The 22,891-nt window shown below is 42.7% G+C and carries 23 protein-coding genes; 6 read left to right on the forward strand and 17 right to left on the reverse strand.

The window, feature by feature from the left end:
• Positions 1 to 3 precede the first annotated feature (3 nt).
• Both ACGF63_RS02730 and ACGF63_RS02735 read right to left on the reverse strand, forming a co-directional pair.
• Positions 4 to 1,308: a 3-phosphoshikimate 1-carboxyvinyltransferase gene (locus ACGF63_RS02730; RefSeq protein ID WP_036849317.1), complete on the reverse strand. Its 1,305-nt coding sequence runs from the start codon at positions 1,306 to 1,308 to the stop codon at positions 4 to 6.
• A 50-nt stretch (positions 1,309 to 1,358) separates the two neighbouring features.
• Complete coding sequence (locus ACGF63_RS02735) at positions 1,359 to 1,757, reverse strand: RidA family protein (protein ID WP_036849319.1); 399 nt, start codon at positions 1,755 to 1,757, stop codon at positions 1,359 to 1,361.
• Positions 1,758 to 2,183: 426 nt separating this feature from the next.
• On the opposite strand from ACGF63_RS02735, the gene ACGF63_RS02740 reads away from it, so the two are divergent.
• Together ACGF63_RS02740 and ACGF63_RS02745 are read left to right on the forward strand one after the other, a co-directional pair.
• A complete protein-coding gene (locus tag ACGF63_RS02740; protein WP_070974548.1) occupies positions 2,184 to 3,407 on the forward strand; it encodes an acetyl-CoA carboxylase biotin carboxylase subunit family protein in 1,224 nt (407 codons plus the stop codon).
• A gap of 15 nt (positions 3,408 to 3,422) precedes the next feature.
• Complete coding sequence (locus ACGF63_RS02745; protein ID WP_036849323.1) at positions 3,423 to 4,268, forward strand: DMT family transporter; 846 nt, start codon at positions 3,423 to 3,425, stop codon at positions 4,266 to 4,268.
• 136 nt (positions 4,269 to 4,404) lie between these two features.
• On the opposite strand, the gene ppx is transcribed toward ACGF63_RS02745, so the two are convergent.
• The 5 genes from ppx to purM form a co-directional block, all read right to left on the reverse strand.
• Positions 4,405 to 5,937 (reverse strand): exopolyphosphatase, encoded by a 1,533-nt coding sequence (gene ppx, locus ACGF63_RS02750; RefSeq protein WP_152961783.1) that lies wholly within the window; start codon positions 5,935 to 5,937, stop codon positions 4,405 to 4,407.
• A gap of 3 nt (positions 5,938 to 5,940) precedes the next feature.
• Positions 5,941 to 8,010: a polyphosphate kinase 1 gene (gene ppk1, locus ACGF63_RS02755; RefSeq protein ID WP_036849328.1), complete on the reverse strand. Its 2,070-nt coding sequence runs from the start codon at positions 8,008 to 8,010 to the stop codon at positions 5,941 to 5,943.
• A gap of 89 nt (positions 8,011 to 8,099) precedes the next feature.
• Positions 8,100 to 8,645 carry a spermidine N1-acetyltransferase gene (gene speG / locus ACGF63_RS02760; RefSeq protein WP_036849330.1) on the reverse strand — a complete coding sequence of 182 codons (546 nt, stop codon included), beginning with the start codon at positions 8,643 to 8,645 and terminating at the stop codon, positions 8,100 to 8,102.
• A gap of 102 nt (positions 8,646 to 8,747) precedes the next feature.
• Complete coding sequence (gene purN / locus ACGF63_RS02765; protein ID WP_036849332.1) at positions 8,748 to 9,386, reverse strand: phosphoribosylglycinamide formyltransferase; 639 nt, start codon at positions 9,384 to 9,386, stop codon at positions 8,748 to 8,750.
• Complete coding sequence (purM, locus tag ACGF63_RS02770; RefSeq protein ID WP_036849333.1) at positions 9,383 to 10,423, reverse strand: phosphoribosylformylglycinamidine cyclo-ligase; 1,041 nt, start codon at positions 10,421 to 10,423, stop codon at positions 9,383 to 9,385. Before purM ends, purN begins: the two co-directional genes overlap by 4 nt.
• 226 nt (positions 10,424 to 10,649) lie before the next feature.
• Here purM and upp point away from each other — a divergent pair, with 226 nt between their 5' ends.
• A complete protein-coding gene (gene upp, locus ACGF63_RS02775) occupies positions 10,650 to 11,276 on the forward strand; it encodes a uracil phosphoribosyltransferase (RefSeq protein WP_036849335.1) in 627 nt (208 codons plus the stop codon).
• A gap of 68 nt (positions 11,277 to 11,344) precedes the next feature.
• Complete coding sequence (gene uraA, locus ACGF63_RS02780) at positions 11,345 to 12,646, forward strand: uracil permease (protein ID WP_036849337.1); 1,302 nt, start codon at positions 11,345 to 11,347, stop codon at positions 12,644 to 12,646.
• A 182-nt stretch (positions 12,647 to 12,828) separates the two neighbouring features.
• On the opposite strand, the gene ACGF63_RS02785 is transcribed toward uraA, so the two are convergent.
• The 6 genes from ACGF63_RS02785 to ACGF63_RS02810 form a co-directional block, all read right to left on the reverse strand.
• On the reverse strand, positions 12,829 to 13,002 hold the full coding sequence (locus tag ACGF63_RS02785) for a hypothetical protein (RefSeq protein WP_152961785.1): 174 nt from the start codon (positions 13,000 to 13,002) through the stop codon (positions 12,829 to 12,831).
• Complete coding sequence (locus ACGF63_RS02790) at positions 12,986 to 13,483, reverse strand: hypothetical protein (protein WP_131601541.1); 498 nt, start codon at positions 13,481 to 13,483, stop codon at positions 12,986 to 12,988. The genes ACGF63_RS02785 and ACGF63_RS02790 overlap by 17 nt, the downstream gene beginning before the upstream one ends.
• A gap of 212 nt (positions 13,484 to 13,695) precedes the next feature.
• Positions 13,696 to 15,000 carry a 6-phospho-beta-glucosidase gene (locus ACGF63_RS02795; RefSeq protein WP_036849339.1) on the reverse strand — a complete coding sequence of 435 codons (1,305 nt, stop codon included), beginning with the start codon at positions 14,998 to 15,000 and terminating at the stop codon, positions 13,696 to 13,698.
• The gene (locus tag ACGF63_RS02800) at positions 14,997 to 15,320 is read right to left on the reverse strand and encodes a PTS lactose/cellobiose transporter subunit IIA (protein ID WP_036849340.1); all 324 of its coding nucleotides are present in this window, start codon (positions 15,318 to 15,320) and stop codon (positions 14,997 to 14,999) included. The genes ACGF63_RS02795 and ACGF63_RS02800 overlap by 4 nt, the downstream gene beginning before the upstream one ends.
• Before the next feature lie 24 nt (positions 15,321 to 15,344).
• Positions 15,345 to 16,667 carry a PTS sugar transporter subunit IIC gene (locus ACGF63_RS02805; RefSeq protein ID WP_036849342.1) on the reverse strand — a complete coding sequence of 441 codons (1,323 nt, stop codon included), beginning with the start codon at positions 16,665 to 16,667 and terminating at the stop codon, positions 15,345 to 15,347.
• Positions 16,668 to 16,695: 28 nt separating this feature from the next.
• Positions 16,696 to 17,001, reverse strand: coding sequence for a PTS sugar transporter subunit IIB (locus ACGF63_RS02810; RefSeq protein WP_021325670.1), 306 nt, complete (start codon positions 16,999 to 17,001; stop codon positions 16,696 to 16,698).
• 710 nt (positions 17,002 to 17,711) lie between these two features.
• Between ACGF63_RS02810 and hda the strand changes: the two genes are divergently transcribed.
• Entirely contained in the window at positions 17,712 to 18,419 is a 708-nt protein-coding gene (hda, locus tag ACGF63_RS02815; protein ID WP_036849598.1) for a DnaA inactivator Hda, read from the forward strand.
• A gap of 37 nt (positions 18,420 to 18,456) precedes the next feature.
• On the opposite strand, the gene arsC is transcribed toward hda, so the two are convergent.
• Together arsC and ACGF63_RS02825 are read right to left on the reverse strand one after the other, a co-directional pair.
• The gene (gene arsC, locus ACGF63_RS02820) at positions 18,457 to 18,813 is read right to left on the reverse strand and encodes an arsenate reductase (glutaredoxin) (RefSeq protein ID WP_152961788.1); all 357 of its coding nucleotides are present in this window, start codon (positions 18,811 to 18,813) and stop codon (positions 18,457 to 18,459) included.
• A 9-nt stretch (positions 18,814 to 18,822) separates the two neighbouring features.
• Positions 18,823 to 20,286: a M48 family metallopeptidase gene (locus ACGF63_RS02825; protein WP_036849346.1), complete on the reverse strand. Its 1,464-nt coding sequence runs from the start codon at positions 20,284 to 20,286 to the stop codon at positions 18,823 to 18,825.
• A 136-nt stretch (positions 20,287 to 20,422) separates the two neighbouring features.
• Between ACGF63_RS02825 and ACGF63_RS02830 the strand changes: the two genes are divergently transcribed.
• A complete protein-coding gene (locus tag ACGF63_RS02830) occupies positions 20,423 to 21,502 on the forward strand; it encodes an AI-2E family transporter (RefSeq protein ID WP_036849348.1) in 1,080 nt (359 codons plus the stop codon).
• 159 nt (positions 21,503 to 21,661) lie between these two features.
• On the opposite strand, the gene bcp is transcribed toward ACGF63_RS02830, so the two are convergent.
• Both bcp and ACGF63_RS02840 read right to left on the reverse strand, forming a co-directional pair.
• Entirely contained in the window at positions 21,662 to 22,132 is a 471-nt protein-coding gene (gene bcp / locus ACGF63_RS02835) for a thioredoxin-dependent thiol peroxidase (RefSeq protein ID WP_036849350.1), read from the reverse strand.
• Positions 22,133 to 22,158: 26 nt separating this feature from the next.
• Positions 22,159 to 22,704 carry a glycine cleavage system transcriptional repressor gene (locus ACGF63_RS02840; RefSeq protein ID WP_152961791.1) on the reverse strand — a complete coding sequence of 182 codons (546 nt, stop codon included), beginning with the start codon at positions 22,702 to 22,704 and terminating at the stop codon, positions 22,159 to 22,161.
• Positions 22,705 to 22,891 lie beyond the last annotated feature (187 nt).

Consider the following 22,891-nt stretch of genomic DNA (forward strand, 5'->3'; position numbering starts at 1 on the left):
TAGCTAACTTATTCTGGCACCAAGAGAACTTAAAGATTGGATAAATCCAGGAAAGCCATCATCTAATTTATTAATATTATTAACCGTTGTTCGCTCTCTTGCCCCTAGTGATGCAATAATATTGGACGCGCAAATCCGATGATCATAATAGCTGAATACCTCAACGCCTCCATTGAGTGGCCCGTTGCTGTGGATCCTTATTTTGTTGAAAGCACCAGTGTCATTAAAAATTAAATAACTTTTTCCTCCCATCATTCGTATATTTTCATTAATAATGAATGCTCGTTGACATTTATGGTTATTTATCGCATTAAGCCCGGAAAATGTGATATCTCCCTTGCCATTAATCGCTGCGGCGATAATATTAGTGGCAACAGAGGGAAGTTCATTTAAGTAAATTTCACCTGTAATCGCGTTACGCTCTCTTGCTAAATTAATATTGAGTTCATTCTTCGTTGAGTTATATTCTAAATTTATACCAAATCTTTTATATATGTTAAATAATACGCTTTCGTTAATGGTATTTCCCTGAGAGTAACGTTTTATAGTTACTTTGCTTGGCCGATTAATACTTAATATTGACGAAGTAATGTAGCTTAGTGATGTGAAATCAGTAGGAATGTTAATGATAATATCCCTTGCTTGATATGCAGTTGAAATAAATGCATTACCTATGCGGGTGATTTTACTCCCCAGCAATGCCATCATTTTAATTGTTATATCAATATATCCATTATTGGTTTCACTGTCGTTGTTAATAATGATACTTTTCCCTTTAATAAATGGCGAGACAAGAAGAGAGAATGAGAGAAACTGGGTACTTTTATTGAAGTTCAATGGGGATTGTGAGGGATATATCCTTCTGGAAACAACAACGATATTCTCTTGTTGCTTTTCTGCAAATACATTCAGATATGAAAAAAATGCTTCGTCATACAGACTTTCTCTGTTAAACAGGGAGTCATTGCATTTTATATAAACTTCTTTTTCTGTTAGTGAGGCTAAGGCGACACTTATTCTGAATAGCATGCCAGAACCATTAGCATGAATAATTCCATGACAATGATATATTGGATGTGCCCCTTTCAATGTGATGTGATTTTGACTTCTATCCAGAATTTGCAGACCAAATTGTTGTAACGCGGTAAGTAAATCTTCTGTCTCGGTACACCATGATAAATTATTTATTGTTGTTTTCTCTTCATTTAACAGTGCTAATAGTAGAGCCCTTTGGATATGAGGCTTAGATGAGGGTATGGTTATTTCCCCATTAAGAGTGGAACCAGGGAGCACGTTAATTTTATTCATGCCAAGCCTCCAGGTAGATCAATTTCCATTGATATTGTTATTTTATTCAACTATTTGCTGTCGATAGCAATAGTGGTAATTTCAACATAATGTTCTGGCTTTACCATCGATTTAACCGCAATCGTTGTATTAACAGGACGTATATCGCCAAATTTCTCGTTAAATGCCCGGCAATAATCATCAAAATGTTCGAAATCAGTTAAATGCGTTACCGTACTGACAACATCGGTTAGTTCTGTGCCAAGCTCTTTTAAATATTTTTCAATTTTTTCTATAATAAATAGCGTTTGTTCGTAAGCATTTTCCCCTATAACATTGCCATCGCCGTCTGAGGCGACACATCCTGCAATAAAGATTTGATTACCAACCCTTTTCCCTCTTGAGTATCCCATTTTGTTTTCCCATGGAGATGGGCTGAATACTGTTTTTTTAAATTCATGAGACGACATAAATACTCCTATAGATAAAAAATATCCGGGAACAATAAATTAATTTAAACAATTTATTCCATTAACTAAAAAATATCCGTAAATTGATGTTGCATTAATAAAAGTATATAAATGATGATATGTCAAAGTAAATTAAACATTAAAATAGAATAGTTTTTGATTTTTTTATTTAAAAAAGTAATAAATGTTTTTTCTGACGGTGAAGTTATTTTTTTGTAAAAAAAATTTATTGAAATTTAATCAGTTACGTATTAAAGACTTTAAGTTGATGGTTTTTATATTTGAAAGTTACCCTTGTTGAGACTATACATGATAATTAGTTTTTTTAATTCTAGTATAAAATTTTATTATTAATAAATATAGGTTGTTTTCGGAGTGAAAAAGATAAGTATATATTAATAAAAAGCAACTAATGGTGGGGTAGATATGGGCGTTTTTATTTTTCTTGAAGTAAGACCGACTGAATGCTTGGCAATTGATTATATTAGATATTTAGGATTTTCTCCGGTTTTGTTGACTTCAATGGCATCAATGAATAAAGGATTATATGATGATTTAAAAAAGGAATTATTCGATAATATTTACTATATAGATACCAGAAGTAGCACAGATATTATTAATTTAATTAAAGATAACCACATTCCTGTTGCCGCGATCCTTGGCTGCTATGATGATATGATGATCCCGGCGTCCGAAGTGGCGTTAGAATTCGGTTTACCTCATCCCGATCTAAAGGGTTTGAGGAATGCATTCAGTAAGAAAAATGTCAGGGATATTCTTGTACAATATGGTTATTATCAACCTGCCTACGAGGTTTTTTCTTATAATAATATTCCAGAAAATCCTAAAGTTCCTTTTCCATTTGTTATTAAGCCACTCCGTGATGCGGGAGCTTATGGGGTTTCACTTTGCAAATCTAAAGATGATTATCGCAATGTGATTTCAGACATTTCGTCTAGCGGCACGATGTCAATGCTCGGTAAAGTTAATGAGGAATTCTTGATAGAAGAGTTCCTTCAAGGCAATTTTTATGGGGCTGAATTGATCTATAATCATGATAAATGGCATTTAATTGGCATCAATAGAATTTTTGTTTCTCCTGATGATGGCTTGTGTATGATAGGTTTATCTCATCCTGCTGATGATCTGTCTGAAGTTGAATTTGCTATTGCCTGTGAGCTTGTGAAAGGGTGGGTAACCGCTCTGGGGTTACGGGGTGGTGCAATAAATGTTGAATTTATTTATACATCTCATGGGCCTGCATTAGTTGAAATAAACTTGCGTATAGCGGGTGCCAGAGCGGCTCAACAGATTTTCATGTCCACCGGGGTGAATATGGTCAAATATTTGGTTGATTTCGTTTGTGGTATAGAAAGCACTATATCACCAGAATTAGTAATGACCTATCCATTCGTCGCTGATGCCTTTATTTTCCATCGTGGCGAAGCTATTGTGAATGATATTAGCGTAGACTCTGATTCCCCTTATTTTATTTCCGCCGGGTTTAAAAAGACACCTTTCAGTATTTCGTCGAAAAATAAAAACTTTGGTTCTATTGTCGGTTATGCCCTGGCTCATGGTGATAGCTGTACAGAAGCTATGGAAAATGCAATGCGCATTGCTAATAGTGTGCAATTAAAAACAAATTAATAAGAGATCATAATTATGGCTATTTTGATGGGATTGATTTCGGCATTGTGTTGGGGAAGTACTGATTTTTTAGCCGGGCAAGCGGCAAGAAAAATCGGTGTGGCTAAATCATTATTCTATAGTCAGTTATTTGGTTTTTCTGTTTTATCTTTATTGCTGTTTTTTTATTTTAAGATGTCGTTTGTCAATGCTAGTTTTTTTCAATTGATCATTTGTATTATTGCTTCTGTTTGCAATTTAATGGCAATGGTATTTCTACTTAAAGCGTTATCGATTGGTAAAGCTTCTATTGTTGCACCGATTGTTTCGCTTTATGGAGCAGTGACGACTATTTTGTCATTGATAAGTGGGAAACCGATCACCGCTTTGGTTTTATTTAGTCTATTTATGTGTGTTGTGGGTGCATGTTTAACCAGTGTGCCGAAATCTAAAGATGGACAGCGAGAATCGTCGGGTTCAATTCTCTTTGCATTTTTATCTTCGCTGATGTTTGGTTTAGGTTTCTGGTTGCAAGGGGAATTTGCTGTGAGAGATCTTGGTGTTATCAATGCGTTATGGGTTTACTATTTAACCGCTGTAGTGCTTTTATTTCTCACATTGCTGAAAAATGGGGATTTATCTTTACCGCCAGTTTCAATTATAGCGTTGGTTTTTTTAATTAGTTTCTTTAGCCTGATAGGGTTTTCCTCATTGGCTTACGGTTCTGCAACTGGGCAAGTTGCGATTGTTACTGTTCTGAGTTCATTAGCAAGTGGAGTCACCGCTTTGTTAGGTTTTTTTATTCGTGGAGAACGATTGAGCCGTATTCAGTGGATGGGCATTATTATTATAATCGCAGGGGTCATTCTGTTGAAGTTGTAGTCGTTATAATGGATTGTTTCCCCGAAAAATTCGGGGAAACAGTGAGAAAATTAGACTGATTGACGAGAGTTGTGGCGCCAGATTGATTATTTTGCTGATGATGATCTAATGCCGCTATGGACGAATAAATAAATCGCTATGTTGATTCCTCTGCTATTTCTAATTGCCAACCTGTAACGTTATGCCAGTATTCCTGCTCTTTTTCCAGATCAAGTTGCATCAGGGTGTTTGCTGATAAGTAATTGTAAGGCAGATAGAGTGCCCAATGACCATCATCAGTAATCAGTCTGAGTGATTCAGGGGTGGTTGTGGATTGACGTTGATTATTGAGTAAAGTCGCCAGCCGCAGGATTTGAATTAATGGCAGATATTGTTTTTTCTTAAATAGATTGAATCTTGGCAAATCATCCAGTTTTATTGTTTTGCGGTGACAGCGAACCAATGTTGCCAGCAGTAATTGTTGTTCCTGATTAAAGCCGGGCAAGTTGGTATTTTGCAGAATATAAGCAGAGTGTCGCTGTAATCCGCTTAAGTTAATACTCAGCCCAACTTCGTGCAGCATTGCCGCCCAGTGTAAAATCGCTTCGAGTTGGGGCTGCACCAGCTTTAGGTTCTGGATGGCCCACTGTTGGTAAAGCAATTCAGTGGTATCGAGCACACGCTTTGCCTGTTCTCTGTCGATATTATAGTGTTCAGCCAGGCTTTTTGCCGTTCTCCGGCGGATGTCCTGGTGGCGGAAGCGACCTTCCATTTCATATAAAACACCTTCACGTAGAGCGCCATCTGATAGCTGTAGCTCTTTTATATGCAGGGCATCGAATACACCGCATAAGATAGCCAGGCCGGGAACAAAAACGTGTTTACGATCATCGGATAATGCAGGTAAGTCGAGGGTTGTAAATTTTTTGAATTTAAGCACCTCTTTGACCAACATTTCCAGCCGTTCAGGTGTGATTAATCCATCCTTTTCTCCCATTGCGACCAGTACTTCATAAACGGCTTTAATTGTCCCGGATGCGCCGAGCGCGGAGTTCCAGCCTTTTATGCGGTATTGCCATGAGAGGTTCTCTAGTTTTTGAGCGGCTTCAAGCCGTGCTCTGCGGAATTTCTCCGCACTGATTTCACCGTCGGAAAAGAATTGGTGAGAAAAACTGATGCATCCCATCCGGCGGCTTTCTATTAATAAGGGTTCAAAATTTTCGCCGATCACCAGTTCAGTAGAGCCACCGCCAATATCAATCACCAGCTTACGATCTTGTTCTGGCTGAGTGTGTTCGACTCCCATGTAGATCAGGCGGGCTTCTTCGTGGCCGGAAATAATTTCAATCGGATAGGGGATGACCTCTTGTGCCCGCCTGATGAATTCTTTGGCATTGCTGGCTTCACGTAAGCTGTGAGTGCCGACCAGACAGACGTTATCTGCCGGAAAACCTTGTAGCCGTTCAGCAAACAGCGCAAGGCAAGCCAGGCCGCGCTCCATGGCTTCTTCGCTTAATTCGTTTTTTTGATTCAGGCCGTAAGCAAGGTAGACATGTTGTTTTAATCGGCCAAGGATCTGCAATGCGCCGTTAACGATTCGTGCAATGATCATATGGAAACTGTTTGAACCCAGATCGATAGCGGCAATTTCCATTGGTCGGGGCGTAGATTTATCGTGTGTTAGCGGCATGGATTAGGCTCTTGGTCCAGGTTGTTCGAGGGATTTTATATAGTCATAAATCGCCAATTGTGCACGGATTTTCCGTTTATTGCCCCGTGGCACATAACTGTTGCTCAGTTCTTTATCGACGTAACGGGCTTTTACCGTATCGTTGAATTGTAGTTCGAGAATATCCAGTACACGTTGTTTCAGTTGTGGATCAAGCAGGCAGACAGCAACTTCAATCCGGTAGTCGATATTACGGGTCATCCAGTCGGCAGAGGAGAGAAAGACTTTTTCATCGCCGTTATTGGTAAAGGCATAAACCCGATCATGTTCGAGGTAACGGTCAACGATACTGGTGATTTGAATATTTTCGCTGAATCCTGGCTGATTGGGCACCAGTGAACACATACCACGTATTAGCAGGCGTACTTTTACACCCGCTTCTGAGGCGTCGTACAGGCGGTCCACCAGCTCTTTATCAACAAGGTTATTGATTTTTAATGTAATGCCTGCGGGTTTATCTGCTTTGGCGTTTGCTATTTCCTGAGAAATAAGCTGGTTGAGCATCGCGCGGGAATTTTGTGGCGAAACCATCAGGTTTTCAAAGTTGACCGGGCGATAGGGGTTTTCAATAAAGTTGAATACCCGACGGACTTCGTTGGTAATTTTCGGATTGGCTGTCAGCAGGGAATAGTCGGTATAGAGACGCGCTGTTTTTTCATTAAAGTTACCTGTACCAATATGGGCATAGCGAACAATTTCTTCGCCTTCCAGACGGGAAATAAAAAACAGTTTTGCGTGGATCTTTAGCCCCGGTGCCGAGAAAATAACATGTACACCTGCTTCGGTCAGCCGTTTGGCCCAATGAATATTGGCTTCTTCATCAAATCGTGCCTGCAATTCAACAACCACGGTAATTTTTTTACCGTTATGGGCAGCGTGAATCATTGATTCAATAATGCGGGAGTCTTTTGCTACCCGATAAATATTGATCTTGATGGAAAGCACGCTTGGGTCAAAAGAAGCCTGGCGCAGTAATTCCAGCACGTGTTCAAAGGTGTGATAGGGATAATAGAGCAGAACATCCTGTTCACGAATAGCATCAAAACCATTGCGAAAATTATCAAACCAAGTGTGCCGTAATCTCGGTAAGGGTCTGTTTAGCAGGTTTTTCTTTCCCTCATTGGGAAATTTAATGAAATCTTTAAAGTTGTGATAGCGTCCGCCAGCGATCACCGAGTCGTCATTTGACAGGCCAAGCTTGCTACGCAGTAATTCTACCATTTCATCCGGCATTTCTCTTTGATAAACGAGTCTTACCGGTTCCGCAGTCAGCCGTTGTTTCAGGGTGGATGACATCAATTCGAGCAGGCTTGATTCCATCTCTGTTGCTAAATCATATTCAGAATCACGGGTCATTTTCATTGAATAGGCATTGAGTGAATCATAGTCAAAGAAGCCTTTGAAAATTTCATCAAGACAGTAGCGCAGAATATTATCCAGCAGGATCATTGACTTGCGGCGGCGTGGCATTTCAGGCGGCAAATTAACAAAACGTGGTACCTTATCTGACGGAATTTCCAGTAATGCATATTGGATATTCTGGCCGTGGACAATTTCAACTGCCAGATAAGTGTAGTCATCTTTCAGAAATTCAACCAGATTCGTTTCCGGGTTAATCAGGATTGGTGTGATATGGGGTCGCAGATGTTGACGAAAATATTGGCGTAACCAGATTTGCTGATTCGGTGAAATTTGCCGTTCATTGATCAGGAAAATCTGATTGCGGGCCATTTCCAGCAGTAATTCATTATAGAGTACATCAAATTCATGATCGGTTTTAGCGACTTTGGATTGGATCTTTTTCAGTACATGCCGGGAGCTGGTGGCGGATCCGCGCTCTTCATTAATCAGTATCCGCCGTTTCACATCAGCAAAACGAACTTTGTAGAATTCGTCCAGATTATTGGAGTAAATACCTAGGAACCGCATCCGTTCTATCAATGGGTTGCTCTTATCCGCCGCTTCCTGAAGCACACGTTCGTTGAAGGATAACCAACTAAGTTCTTTCTCGGTATAGAGCCTGTCTTGGGACATTGTTACTCCAGGTGTTGAGGTGAATGTGTTGAATTTTTGAGTATTATTAGTCGTGGACTGTTGTTATAACCTCGTCTGTCATGGTGGGTTCAGGCCTTTTTATCTGCCTTGGACGCGAAATATTGATGTTGGAAAACACACATGCGAATTGCTGTGCGGTAACAGCCATTAATAAAGAATTCATCTATTAATTCGCCCTCAGTGTAGAAACCCAGCTTATTATAGATATGAATGGCTTTAATGTTCTCCTTATCAACAATCAGGTAGAGTTTATACAGATTGAGCACAGAAAATGCGTATTCCATCGCCAGTTTTGCCGCTTTGGTTGCATGCCCCTGGCCCTGATATGCCGGATCAATAATGATCTGAAATTCTGCCCGGCGATGGATGTAGTCGATTTCGACTAATTCAACCAGCCCAACTTTGGCGTCAGAACTGGCGATAATAAACCGGCGCTCGTTCTGATCGTGAATATGTTTGTCGTAGAGATCGCTCAGTTCAACGAAAGCTTCATAAGGCTCTTCGAACCAGTAACGCATGACGCTGGCGTTGTTATCTAATTGATGGATAAAAGGCAGATCTTCCCGCTCAAGGGGGCGTAACCTGACAGGTGGAGAATGAGAACCACCAGACATTTGATACCTCGGTGTTTTTAATAAGTAAGAGAGTATTATTAATAATAGTTCGCAGTGCTGGGTATATTACCACAGCACTGTAATTAGGGGTGAATAAATAGATTATTCTGTGGCATAGCCTTGTGGAGGAAGAATATTCCCATCCAGATGTGCTTTGCCATTAACCATGCTCAGGCGTCCTTCGACAAACCAGTTGATAACTAATGGGTAGATATCGTGCTCCTGAGTTTGAACCCGTTTAATAACCTCATTTTCCTGATCATTTGCAAAAATAGGCACTTTGGCTTGCAGGATAATCGGGCCGCCATCCAGCTCTTCTGTCACAAAATGAACCGAAGTGCCGTGTTCTGTATCGCCATTTTCCATTGCTTTGCGGTGAGTATGCAGACCGGGATATTTTGGCAATAGAGAAGGGTGAATATTCAGCAGGCGACCAAGATAGTGCTGAACAAAATCCGGCGTCAGGATACGCATGTAACCTGCGAGAACGACCAAATCGGGTTGATACTGATCGATGGCGTGTTTCAGTGCTTGATCATAAGTTTGACGATCCGCATAGTTTTTCGGGCTAACAACATGGGCGGGAATTTCCGCCTGTTTAGCCCGTAGCAGACCGTAAGCATCGGCGGTATTACTGAATACCGCACAAATTTGCCCACTGATTTTGTTCTGCTGGCAGGCGTCAATCACCGCCTGGAGATTGCTGCCGTTACCGGAGATCAAGACAACGATGTTTTTCATTGAATAACAACCTGTTGTTCGTTCTCTTTCAATGTAGCAATGGCGCCGATTTGCCAGGCTTTTTCACCGGCGGTATTGAGTAATTCAAGCGCTTGTTCAACGGCTGTTTGTGGTAATGCAATGACCATCCCGACACCACAGTTGAATGTACGGTACATTTCATGACGGCTGACATTGCCGGTTTGTTGTAGCCAGTTAAATATTGCCGGCCATTGCCAACTGGATTCATTAATTTGTGCCTGGGTATTTTCAGGCAGGACACGTGGAATATTTTCCCAGAAACCGCCACCGGTCAGATGAGCAATCGCGTGAACATCAAGGTGTTCAATCAGGGATAAAAGGGATTTCACATAAATTTTTGTCGGGGCGAGCAGGTGATCTGCCAGTGATTTGCCTTCCAGCTTGGTTGTTTCTGGATCTGTGTTGCTGACAGCCAGAATTTTGCGTATTAGAGAATAGCCGTTTGAATGAGGGCCACTGGCGGCGAGAGCAATCAGGGCATCACCCGCCTGAACTTTACTGCCATCAATGATTTCTGATTTCTCTACGACACCAACACAGAAACCGGCAACATCATAATCTTCACCGTGATACATCCCCGGCATTTCCGCAGTTTCACCGCCAACCAGAGCACAGCCGGATAATTTACAACCTTCCGCGATACCGGTGATAACGCTAGCGGCGGTATCAACATCCAGTTTTCCGGTTGCATAATAATCAAGGAAGAACAGGGGTTCTGCGCCCTGGACAACCAAGTCGTTGACACACATTGCAACTAAATCAATGCCGATAGTGTCATGGCGTTTGAGATCCATCGCCAGACGCAATTTGGTACCCACACCGTCGGTACCGGAAACCAGAATAGGTTCGCGGTATTTTTGCGGTAATGCACATAAAGCGCCAAATCCACCTAAACCGCCCATGACTTCTGGACGACGAGTCTGTTTTACAACACCTTTGATACGGTCTACCAAGGCATTACCAGCATCGATATCTACACCGGCATCTTTATAGCTGAGAGAGGTTTTGTTGGTCACTGAGAGGCCCTCAAGGCGATTGCATTTGATAAATTAAGATAGAATGCTGACAATTCTAGCAGCCTAAGCAAACGTTTGCGAGACTCTTATGCAGGATCTCAGTTATCGGAGAGAAGGCGGGTGTTTGATTAAAATCAACAGATTGGTAGTGGTGTTATGGTTAAAAGGCGGTATAATCTCGCGATTTTTTGTCTGCCGGCGACTTGACATACAGTAGGAGAAGTCCATGAAGATCGTTGAGGTGAACCACCCACTTGTTAAACATAAACTCGGCCTGATGCGAGCGAATGATATCAGCACCAAACGCTTTCGTGAACTGGCCGCAGAAGTCGGAAGTCTTCTGACTTATGAAGCAACCGCTGATTTAGAAACCGAAAAGGTCACGATTGATGGCTGGTGTGGCCCGGTAGCTGTTGAGCAGATTAAAGGTAAGAAAATAACCGTTGTGCCTATTCTGCGTGCGGGATTGGGTATGATGGATGGCGTATTGGAGAATGTGCCAAGTGCTCGGATCAGTGTCGTAGGTGTGTATCGCGATGAAGAAACGCTAGAACCTGTCCCTTATTTCCAGAAACTGGCTTCTAATATTGATGAACGTCTGGCGCTGGTGGTTGATCCCATGCTGGCGACCGGCGGTTCCATGATTGCAACTATCGATTTATTGAAAAAAGCAGGTTGCCAGTCGATTAAAGTTCTGGTTTTGGTTGCGGCGCCTGAAGGTATTGCTGCGCTGGAAAAAGCCCATCCCGATGTAGAACTGTATACCGCGTCTATTGATGAGAGACTCAATGAGCAGGGATACATTGTGCCTGGCCTGGGGGATGCGGGCGATAAAATATTTGGTACAAAATAATAAGTTAGCCGACTTTTGAGTCGGCTTTTTTTTGGTTCGTGATGCGATAATATGAAGAGGATAAACGAATGACCCGTCGCACTATTGGGGTAGATGAACGGCCTCCACTTTTACAGACCATTCCACTGAGCTTCCAACATCTTTTTGCTATGTTTGGTGCAACGGTATTGGTGCCGATTTTGTTTAAAGTCAACCCGGCGACGATTCTGCTATTTAATGGTATCGGTACATTGTTATATCTGGTTATCTGTAAGGGAAAAATTCCGGCGTATTTGGGATCGAGTTTCGCATTTATTTCGCCGGTTTTATTGTTGTTGCCGCTGGGGTATGAATTAGCGTTGGGCGGTTTTATCCTGTGTGGTGTGCTGTTCTGTCTGGTTTCATTGATTGTCAAAGTGGCGGGACGAGGCTGGATTAATGTGCTGTTTCCACCTGCGGCAATGGGGGCAATTGTTGCGGTTATCGGGCTGGAGCTTGCAGGTGTTGCGGCTGATATGGCCGGTTTGCGTCCGGCAGAAGGCGCTGATGTTAATCCAACGGCGCTGACAATTTCGCTGGTCACACTGGCGGTTACTGTTCTTGGTTCCGTAATGTTCCGTGGATTTCTGGCTATCATTCCGATTTTGATTGGGGTGTTGGTGGGTTACGCACTGGCATTCCTGATGGGGGAGGTTGACTTGACACCTGTGCGTGAAGCACCGTGGTTTGCATTGCCAACTTTTTACTCACCCCGTTTTGAATGGTTCGCCATAATGACGATCCTGCCTGCGGCACTGGTTGTTATAGCGGAACATGTTGGTCATTTAGTTGTTACGGCAAATATTGTGAAGAGGGATTTGTTGAAAGAACCCGGTTTGCATCGTTCTATGTTCGCGAATGGTTTTTCAACTGTGATTTCCGGTTTCTTTGGTTCAACCCCTAACACGACTTACGGCGAAAATATTGGTGTGATGGCAGTTACCAAAGTATACAGCACTTGGGTTATTGGTGGCGCTGCGGTATTGGCGATTCTGCTCTCTTGTGTCGGTAAACTGGCGGCAGCGATTCAGGCCGTGCCTGTTCCGGTCATGGGCGGTGTTTCTCTGTTGCTTTATGGTGTTATCGGAGCATCAGGTATTCGGGTGCTGATTGATTCCAAAGTAGATTACAATAAAGCACAAAATCTAATTCTGACCTCCGTTATTCTTATTATTGGTGTCAGTGGCGCGAAAATAAATATTGGCGTTACTGAACTGAAAGGTATGGCGCTGGCAACGATTGTGGGTATTGGTATGAGTCTGATTTTCTGCTTGATGAGTATTATTCGTCCTGAAAAACAATATATTGAGTCTTCAATTGAATCTGTTAAGCGTGATAAGTCATTGAAGTAATAAGTTCGATTTATTTCCCCGCTTTGAATGGTTTTAATCAGGGAGGGCGGGGATGGGTAGAATAATTTATTTTATCCGTGGAGGAGATTAGGGAAGCAGATGTTCACCACCAATTGGACGTAAACTTACTGGCGGCATATTTGTTATGGAGAAAAAAGGAGCGACAAGCTCCCTTCAAATGTTTATCGGACTACGTACCAGTTCTGCTTTTCACTGAGATACCGGACAGTACCCTCTTGTTCGGATTTCTTTAGGGCGTTGTAAGCAGCTCTCATACGTTCAGCCTTTTTAGCTACCGCTTTTTCGAGTTCAAGCTTTTCTTTTTCTTCAGCTTGTTTGTTATGTATGTATGACATAACCCCTCCCGCTTGGATCTAATTTATCTGTCATGGTAAAACCGTTTTGTGTCACAAATCGATTAATATGTCGTTTATAGACCCGGTTCAGTCGCTCATCTGCGGCTAGCAAAATGTATCCACTAGGACTAACCGCATTATAGTGCTCATTAATCAACCTTTCAACTTCGGACATAATTCCTATCATCTGATGATGGTTATTTGTAGGGTACCTCTCAAATAGCGTGTTATTATCTAAATTGTTTTTTGCATCAAATGAAACTTCAAAGCAACTGCCCCGGTCGAGTCTGTAATTTTCAGGCAGAACGACAGAAGAATCCCCCTTTGAGATAATTTCCATTATAATCAAGGTGTATTCCACGCTAGACACCTCAAAGTCTGAGATATGTGCTTCGCCATATCCGAGGTTTTCTATTTTAAAAGGCATAGGTTTTCCCAAAGTTTCAACATGTTGAAACTTTATATTTTCAGTATTCTTCAATCAATTGATTTCATAGCAGTATTATAATGCAGACTTTCCTGTTCAAACTTAGCAGGAGAAATAAATGCGTGTTACGCCGCAAAAAAAGAGGTCACAGGGTCAGTTACGATTAAAGGATATCAGTATTAGTCTTTGAGTGACTAATAACTGATATCTCTTTAATTTTATGCTCGTTCTGGTTTCAGGTTATTCAACCAGGTGCAGATTATTCATTAAAATTGCGGCAGGTAATCACGATTTATCGCCAATACGTCATCCAAAAGCGGTGAAGCAATATCGACATCGGCAACCAATGGGTTGGTGATCAATGCCCGCAGTGCAGCGTTGCGATCGCCATGAACCGCTGCTTCAATCGTTAAACGCTCGAAGGTTTTTATCTGTTGGGTCAGAGAGTACATACTGTCAGGCAGGCGGCCAAATGTCAGCGGGTGGGCACCCTCTGCATTAATGATACAGTTGGTTTCAATGACGGCATCGTCCGGCAGGCCACGAATAGCACCGTGGTTAGGGGTATTAACCACCAGCTGGCTGCCAAGATTGTTGTGAATAGCGCACATCAGATCCAGTGCAACTTCAGAATAGAATGAACCGCCGCGGAAACTGAGCTGTTCTGGTTTGTGAGCAAGGTCTGGATCGGCATACAGTTCAAACAGCTCCTGCTCTACTTTCATGACTTGTTCTGCCCGTGTGCCTTGTTTGGCAGCGGCTTCGCGCTCTTCCTGCAACATGCTGCGGGTCTGATAGAAGTAACGGTGATAAGGGCAGGGGATTGCGCCTAATGCTCTGAGTAATGGCGGGGGCCAGGGGGATTCTTTAATGTTATTCATGGTTAATGCTACACCGTTGCATAACATATCAAGTACCCGATGCGTTTCATCCCGCCCTGAAACCAGTACCTGGTGTACCCAAACCATATGATTAAGCCCTGCAAAACGTAATTGCACATCTTGATGAGGATGTTGCAGCATATTGGCAATCATATGGTGCATGGTGACCGGGACATTACACAGGCCGATTATTTTTGCCTTGCTGTAACGGGAAACCGCTTCGGTGACGATCCCTGCCGGGTTAGTGAAGTTAACAATCCATGCATCTGGCGCAAGTTGTTCAACTTTACGGGCGATATCCAGCAAAACGGGGATGGTACGTAACGCCTTGGCAAATCCTCCTACGCCCGTTGTTTCCTGACCGATTAAACCGTATTTCAGCCCCAGACGTTCATCCATAGCACGCGCTGGAAGCTGGCCGACACGCAATTGAGTCAAAATAAAACTGGCGCCGCGGATTGCATTATCTGGTGTGAAATGTACGCTGACGATAACGTGTTCCAGGCCATGACGGGCCAACATCCGACGGGTAAGTGCAGCGATAATTTCTACTTTCTGTTTTCCACCATCAATGTCAACTAATGCTAATTCAGAGAGTGGAATGCTTTTGTTGCGCTGAATGAGTCCTTCTACTAACTCAGGTGTGTAGCTGCTACCGCCGCCGATAACGGCTATTTTTATCTGTTTCATATTTTTTCCTCCTGTGATGGCATCCGGCGGTAGAGTTCAATCATATCGCCGGCAAGATCCTGAATAACCATCGCGTTCATTAAATGATCCTGTGCATGTATAGTGATCAGATTGACAGGCAATTTACCGCCGCCTTCATCCAACCCGATTAGAGTAGTTTGAATGGCATGCGCCTCCTTGATTGCCTGTTGGGATTCCGCCATCAGTGTGTGTGAAGTTTGAAAGTCACCGTTTCTGGCATGTTGTAATGCCATCAGCGCATGGCTGCGTGCGCTCCCGGCATGAACCAGCAGTTCGACAATAGTTTGTTCCAAATCCATGTGTAAATCCTCCGAAGATTATGGCTAAGATTGAGTTTCTACGCTGGTGGATATCGTCTCTTCTTGCTGTTTATTTTCTTCATTGATTAATTGCTTTTCATAAACTTTGAAGAAGGGATACCAGATGAATAGATCGATTATCATCAGCACGATAACTAGCACCGCCGCACGGTAATCCCAGGCGGCGGAAAGCATTGCACCGAATGGGGCCGGTGTGGTCCAGGGAGAGATAACGACCATTTTATGCACCAGATCAAGATGCAGGGTACTGTAAGACAAGACTACATTGACCAATGGCACAACCAATAGTGGAATTAATAGGGTTGGGTTCATAACAATCGGTGAGCCAAATAACAGAGGCTCGTTAATGTTGAACATAGCCGGAACTGCGCTCAGTTTTCCGATAGTACGCAAGTGTATAGAGCGGCTGCGTAGGTAAAGAATAGCCAGAGCCAGGGTGGAACCGGAGCCGCCAAGACAGGCATAAAATGACCAGTATGGATCAGTGAGAATTTGGGTTGCCGCAGCTCCTTGAGCTATTAAGGCCGCATTGGTGGCAATATTTGCCATAAATATGGGGCTTAATAGGACAGTAATAATGTTGGCACCGTGAATACCGGCAAACCACAGTAGATTGGCAATCAGCACTGCCAACATAATGGCTGGCAGTGTGTCACCGACGGAAATGAGGGGTTGAAAAATCTGCATGACGGCGGCAGGGATGAGCAGATTGAATTCACTCTGTAAGAGCAAACTGATCGGGTAAACCGTCAACAGGATACCGGTGACCGGATACAAAAGTTCAAAAGAACGGGCGATCGCCGGTGGTACTTGTGCCGGCATACGGATGGTGATGTTATATTTTTTTAATAAACGCGTCAGTTCAACTGACCAGATAGCGCAAATCAATGAGGTGAATACGCCTGCTCCTCCGAGAAAATCGAGTGCTATTTTGTTTTCGATTTGTGGTGCTGCCGCTAATAAAAACGCCATTAGTGACAGTAAAGCAGAAGTTAACCCATCCAGACCGTAGGATTTAGCCAGGCTGTAGGCCGTGCCGACCGAAACAAATATGCTCATTAATCCCATGGTCATAAAGTAAGGCATGGTGATGGTGTCCCAGTGAGTTTTCGCAAAGGACAACCAAGCCTGACCGAATGAGGATGAAGTTTGTGCATCAAATGGTGGGTTTGCCGCAATTAACATGATACTGCCGATAAGCAAAAATGGCATGGCTGAGATAAAGCCGTCACGTATCGCACTAATATGTCGCTGGTTACCGATTCGTCCTGCAAGCGGGACAATATGGCTTTCTACGACGCGTATGAACGTAGTATAGAGGCTCATAGGGCACTCCGTATGATGATGAAGTTGATTATTCCAACAGGCTTAATGCCTTATCGAGAACTTTGTCACCACGAAGAGCGCCGTAATCCATCATGTCAATAATGTCTATCGGCTTGCCGAGTGGTTTGGCGATAGCGGAAAAATGAGCCAGCTGATGTCTTACTTGCGGGCCAAGTAAGACAACGTCGGCATCGGTTATCAGATGTTTTAATTCGATGGTAGAGGCGGCCTTGATCTCAATGTCTAACGCTCGTTTTGTCACTTCTGCCTGCATACGTTGTACCAGCATGCTGGTGGACATGCCGGCAGAGCAACACAATAGGATTTTTTTCATTACTCAGCTTCCTGTTTATTATGTCAGTTGATCATGGGGTAGGTGGTAAATGAGAGCACACCCACTTCTTATTAAGATTAGCACTTATGTTAAATTTGTTGCGATTTTGTGGCATGTTAATCAGAATAGTGTGAGGAATAGCGATAGAATGTGATCTTTGTTTGTATTGAACATAGCGTGAAAATGTCAGGTTGTACGGGGCGTTGCAGAGGGATTTCTTATTTCATGAAAATAGTGGGTTGCTCGTTTTTACGTCAACCGAACGTTGATTATTTATCATTTTGCTAATACACTGCGTAGCAGATATGGTTAATGCCGAAGCTTACATCATGGGATGATTTCTATATAACTTGGGCTGATTATTGTTGGGGCCATGACAAGGATTACCACTATCATCGCCTTTTTGTTATCAGTAAAGAACTATTACATTGATCCTTCTTAAAACTGACAAATCTCAACATCTGACGACTTTCTCTTAAATAGCATAAAATTAAAAAGTTAGATCTTTCCTGTTTTCGCATTTAGAATATTTCACCGGTGCTTGCCGGTTGTTCTGTATTATGAAGAAATATTGTGCATTTAAGGGGAGACTGAAATGGGTTTAACTTATTGAATCCAAAAAATAGTTTTTTTATTATTTATCTATACAGTTCATTTACAACTATTTTCTGTGATAAACTTGTTTGCGCTTGTTACCTGCTCTGTTTGAGGTGCTTCTGAACACACCATCGCAGCTTTCATTACCTTTATATCTTCCCGATGACGAAACTTTTGCCAGTTTCTTTCCGGGGGAAAATGCTACCCTGTTAGCTGCAATCAAATTGGCCATTAATCAGCCGCATGGCAGCTATATTTATTTTTGGTCCCGTGATAGTGGGGGGCGAAGTCATTTGTTGCATGCCGCATGTGCTGAATTGTCCCTGAAAGATGAAGCTGTGGGCTATGTTCCGCTGGATAAACGTGCCTATTTTATTCCTGAGGTGCTTGATGGCATGGAACACTTATCACTGGTTTGTATCGATAATATCGAATGTATTGCTGGTGATGAAGAGTGGGAAATGGCGATGTTTAATCTTTATAATCGCATTCTGGAAATCGGTCGCACTTGTTTGCTTATCAGTGGCGATCGTCCACCTCGTCAGATTGATCTTAGGTTACCTGATTTGGCTTCCCGTCTGGACTGGGGGCAAATTTATAAATTACAACCACTTTCCGATGATGAGAAATTACAGGCTTTGCAACTGCGTGCAAAATTACGTGGGTTTGAGTTGCCGGAAGATGTGGGGCGCTTCTTACTGAAAAGATTAGACAGAGAAATGCGGACGCTGTTTATGACCTTGAATCAGTTAGATCATGCTTCGATAGTTGCCCAGCGCAAGCTGACGATTCCATTTGTGAAGGATATTCTGCATCTTTGACGATGATGGTGATTTCACCATCATCATATCTACCCGATTAGCCAAGAATTTCTTTTACTTGTTCTGGTGGGCGCCCAAGCCTGGCTTTATCACCACAAACGACAATAGGGCGCTCAATCAGTTTAGGATTGGCAACCATCACTTTCAGTAGATCGTGTTGAGTGAGTTTTTCATCGGCCAGATTCAACTCTTTGTATAGATCTTCTTTAGTTCGCATCAACTGGCGCACATCATGAAAACCAAGCTGTTTTAACAGAACAGATAATTGCTCTATCGTGGGAGGGACCTCCAGATAGAGAATAATCTGCGGCTTAATGCCTTGCTCTTCAATAAGAGCCAAAGTTTCACGGCTTTTGGAGCAGCGGGGGTTATGATAAATGATCACCTGTTGCATGAAAGTTCCTTAACGTTGGTATTGATTGTAACGCTGTTGTAGCTGGCGTAACTGATCGATACGGGCATCATAACGTTCTTGATCGTAACTGCCTAATTTTACCAGTGCGCTGGCACTGCTGAGGTATTTAATGGCATTGTCAAACTGACCATGAAGTGCCATTTCTTCAGCATACGCTGATAATTCTTCATGGCGTTTGCCTTGTTGGGCGGCGGCTTCCCTCATCAGGTGCCAACCGTTTGGATCATCAGGATTATTGAACGTATAACGGTAGAGCAGCTTTGCAGCCTGCGGGTATTGCTTTGCGCGAATGAGCGCATTTGCCAGATTAATCTGTAAGACCAAATTGTCTTTTTGTTTCTGTAAGGCGTTTTGTAATCGGGTGATAGCCTGAGCCGTTCGGTTCTGTTCAATATCAATATCGGTCATCGTGTCAATAAACCAGAGGTTATCTGGTTGTTTTGCTAATAATGGTTCCAGAATAGCCCGTGCCTCAGCGTATTTTTTATCCTGAGAAAATAAGATTGCTTGTCCATAAGCGGCGGCGAGTTGCTCTTTAGCTGTGCCTTTACGGTAATTTTCTAAAATTTGCTCCAGATAGCCGCGCTGCTCCGTAGTGTACATTCCCATAATACGGACTCTGGCAAACAGAAAATCTTGAGATTGTGGAACACGCTTGGCGGGATATTGGTTAGCACGGTTACGGGCATCAGCAAGGCGGCTGTCGGGTAATGGGTGAGTCAGCAACATCTCTGGTGGTTTGGAACTGTAACGGGTCTGATCTGCCAGGATCTGCATAAAATCCGGCATGCCTTGAGGATCAAAACCCGCTTTGCGTAGCGTCTGCATGCCAATGCGGTCAGCTTCCTGCTCATTGGATTGAGTAAAGCTGATCATACCTTGTTGTATCCCGGCAAGCGTTCCGCTGAGTGCCGCCATTCCTGCTTGTGGGTTAGCCATTATCAACAGGATAGAACCCAGAGCACTTGCCCAGGCCAGTGGTGCTGTACGCTGCTGATCTTCCATCATTCGTGCCAGATGGCGCTGAGTGACGTGGGAAATTTCGTGGGCTATAACGGATGCCAGCTCGCTTTCATTACGGCTATAACGAAAAAGTGCGGCATGGAGTACGACGTTACCGCCAAAGAAAGCGTAAGCGTTGATATTCGGGTTATTGATCAGATAAAAATGAAAAGGTGTTTTAACTGAATCTGCATTAGCCACCAACCTTTGTCCAAGGGTATTGATATATTGCGTCAATAATGGGTCATAAATCAGTGGAACGTTGTCACGCATCTGGCGGACGTAAAAATCGCCCATTGCCAGTTCCTGATTGATGCTTAGGGTTGAACCTGCCGTGGTACCTATATCCGGCAATGAATCTTCAATAGAGGCGCTGAGAACAGGGGGGCTTACTAGCAATAATGTACTGATTAATATTGCTGCCAGGGATTGATTAGACATTATTTTCATAAAACAAAAATGATCTCATTTGGCCATCGTTTTAGATAATGCGTGTATGATGAGCAAGGGTACCTTAAAATTAACCAATTAGTACAATTTTTAAGAAAAATAGAAATATGAATATTGCTATCAAGGAGCCTGGTCAATGCTGGAGATGATTATACAGTGGTATCGCCGTCGGTTTACTGATCCGCAAGTGATTGCGTTGTTTGTCATCCTCTTGGCAGGGTTTTGCATTATTTATTTTTTACATGGCATTTTAACGCCATTACTGGTGGCGATTGTTCTCGCTTATTTATTGGAATGGCCAACGGCCCAACTTGAGAAGTTGGGATGTTCGCGGACAGTGGCTGTTTGTATTGTACTGATTATTTTTTCCGGGATCAGCTTGCTGGTTATTCTGATTGTGGCACCAACGGCATGGCAGCAGGGAATTAATCTGTTGTCAGATATGCCTAATATGCTTAACCGGTTTAATGAATATGCCCAAACATTACCGACTCGTTATCCGGCTTTGGTTGATGCCGGTATCATTGATATGATGGCGGAAAATCTGCGCAGTAAGATTTCAACTGCCGGAGAATCCGTGGTGAAGTTTTCGGTAGCTTCATTGATTGGTTTGCTGACATTGGCTATCTACCTGATTCTTGTGCCATTAATGGCCTTTTTTCTGCTAAAAGATAAAAACCAGATGCTGCAAGCGTTACAACGGGTTTTGCCACGTAACCGTATTTTGGCCGGGCAGGTATGGCGCGAGATGAATCAGCAAATCACTAACTATATCCGTGGTAAAGTTACGGAGATGGTGATTGTTGGTATCTGTACCTACGCTGTATTCGTATTTCTTAGGTTAGATTATTCATTACTGCTTTCTGTTCTGGTTGGGCTGTCAGTATTAATTCCTTATGTAGGGGCAGTGATTGTCACTATTCCTGTTGTACTGGTTGCTTTATTTCAATGGGGTGTCGGGACAGATTTCTGGACCTTGATTATTGCTTATCTGGTTATTCAGGGGCTGGATGGCAATTTACTGGTGCCGATTTTGTTCTCTGAGGCAGTAAACTTGCATCCGTTGGTGATTATTCTTTCTGTGATTACTTTTGGTGGTTTATGGGGATTTTGGGGCGTATTCTTTGCTATTCCGCTGGCGACGCTGATTAAAGCCGTTATTCATGCATGGCCGGAAGAGATAGTTATAACAGAAGACGATGAAATAAAAGAATAAATCTGTTTTTAATATGAAAATGGCCTTTGTATTTATTTCTAGGTTAATGCCGGTTGCTTGTTATTAGAGTAAGTACAGGATAGGAATTTCTTTCCCGTACTTACTCCAGGTATCTTGAGTTGCTGAATGAAATACGATTAATTTTTTAGCGGTTTTTTATTAAGGATGCTGCTTCAGATAATCCACCACTATCTGATGGTGATCACTGGTCTTAAATTTATCAAAAACGTGCTCAATATTACCTTTGGTATCAATCAGGAAACTGATACGGTGAATACCATCATAGGTTTTCCCCATAAACTGTTTCTCGCCCCAAACACCAAATTGCTCAGCAATTTGATGATCCTCATCGGACAACAATGTGAAGTTCAGCATTTCTTTCTCCACAAAGCGTGACAGTTTACTTGGGTTATCGGTACTGATACCCAATACCTCAACACCTGATCCCTTTAATGTATCCATTTCATCGCGCAGACCACAGGCTTGTACAGTACAACCAGGAGTCATTGCTTTAGGGTAAAAATAAACTAAAACACGCTGACCTTCGAAATCAGACAAGTTGATTGTTTCTCCATCTTGGTCAGGAAGGCTGAATTGAGGGGCCTTATCACCGGCTTTCAATGGGCTCATCACGTATTCTCCGTTTAATCTTTCTGCTAAAGTGGTTCAAGAATACTAATACTGCCTTGTGCATTTAGATCTGTACATAGCTTATTAAACGCCTGCTTAATAATTATGCCGTCATCATCTAATAGACTATGAGCGGTGATCTGGATTTGTAGCCGGGCAGGGATATCATCTTCTGGTGGCTGTGTTTTTGATACCAGTTCAGCAATATTAAAATACTGCGTGGTAAACAGATTGGTAAACTGTTCAACAATACCCGGTGAATCATCAACATCAACCTTGACGGAAACTGTGGAAGGAAATGCTGTATGATCATCACATCTTGTACGTTTCATGACGAGAAGAAGATCCAGTTCGGCTCCTTTCTGCGGCAGTGAAGATTCAATCATGGTGATAGCGTTCCAGCTACCGGAAAGTAGCATAATGAAGGTGAATTCCTCACCAAACATCGCTAAACGGCTGTCTTCAATGTTACAACCACATTCACTCACAAGACGAGTGATCGTATTGACGATACCAGGACGGTCAGCGCCTAAAGCGGTTATAACGAGAAAATGTTGTTCTGATTGTGGCAAAGTCACTTTTCCTTCTCTGCTGTGGTTTATTTAAGGTAAACACAAAAAGGGTATACTGCCAAGGTCAATCGTATCAAAGTTGCTCTATTGTTCTCATTCCCTGCCTTTGAATTTCAATAAATTACTCCGGTTATTACTTCTTTTTAACAGAGGTTATCCGGTATTAACAAAATTCATTGAAATCCTG

This window comes from Photorhabdus sp. RM322S, from assembly GCF_042879395.1.
Classification (GTDB): domain Bacteria; phylum Pseudomonadota; class Gammaproteobacteria; order Enterobacterales; family Enterobacteriaceae; genus Photorhabdus; species Photorhabdus khanii.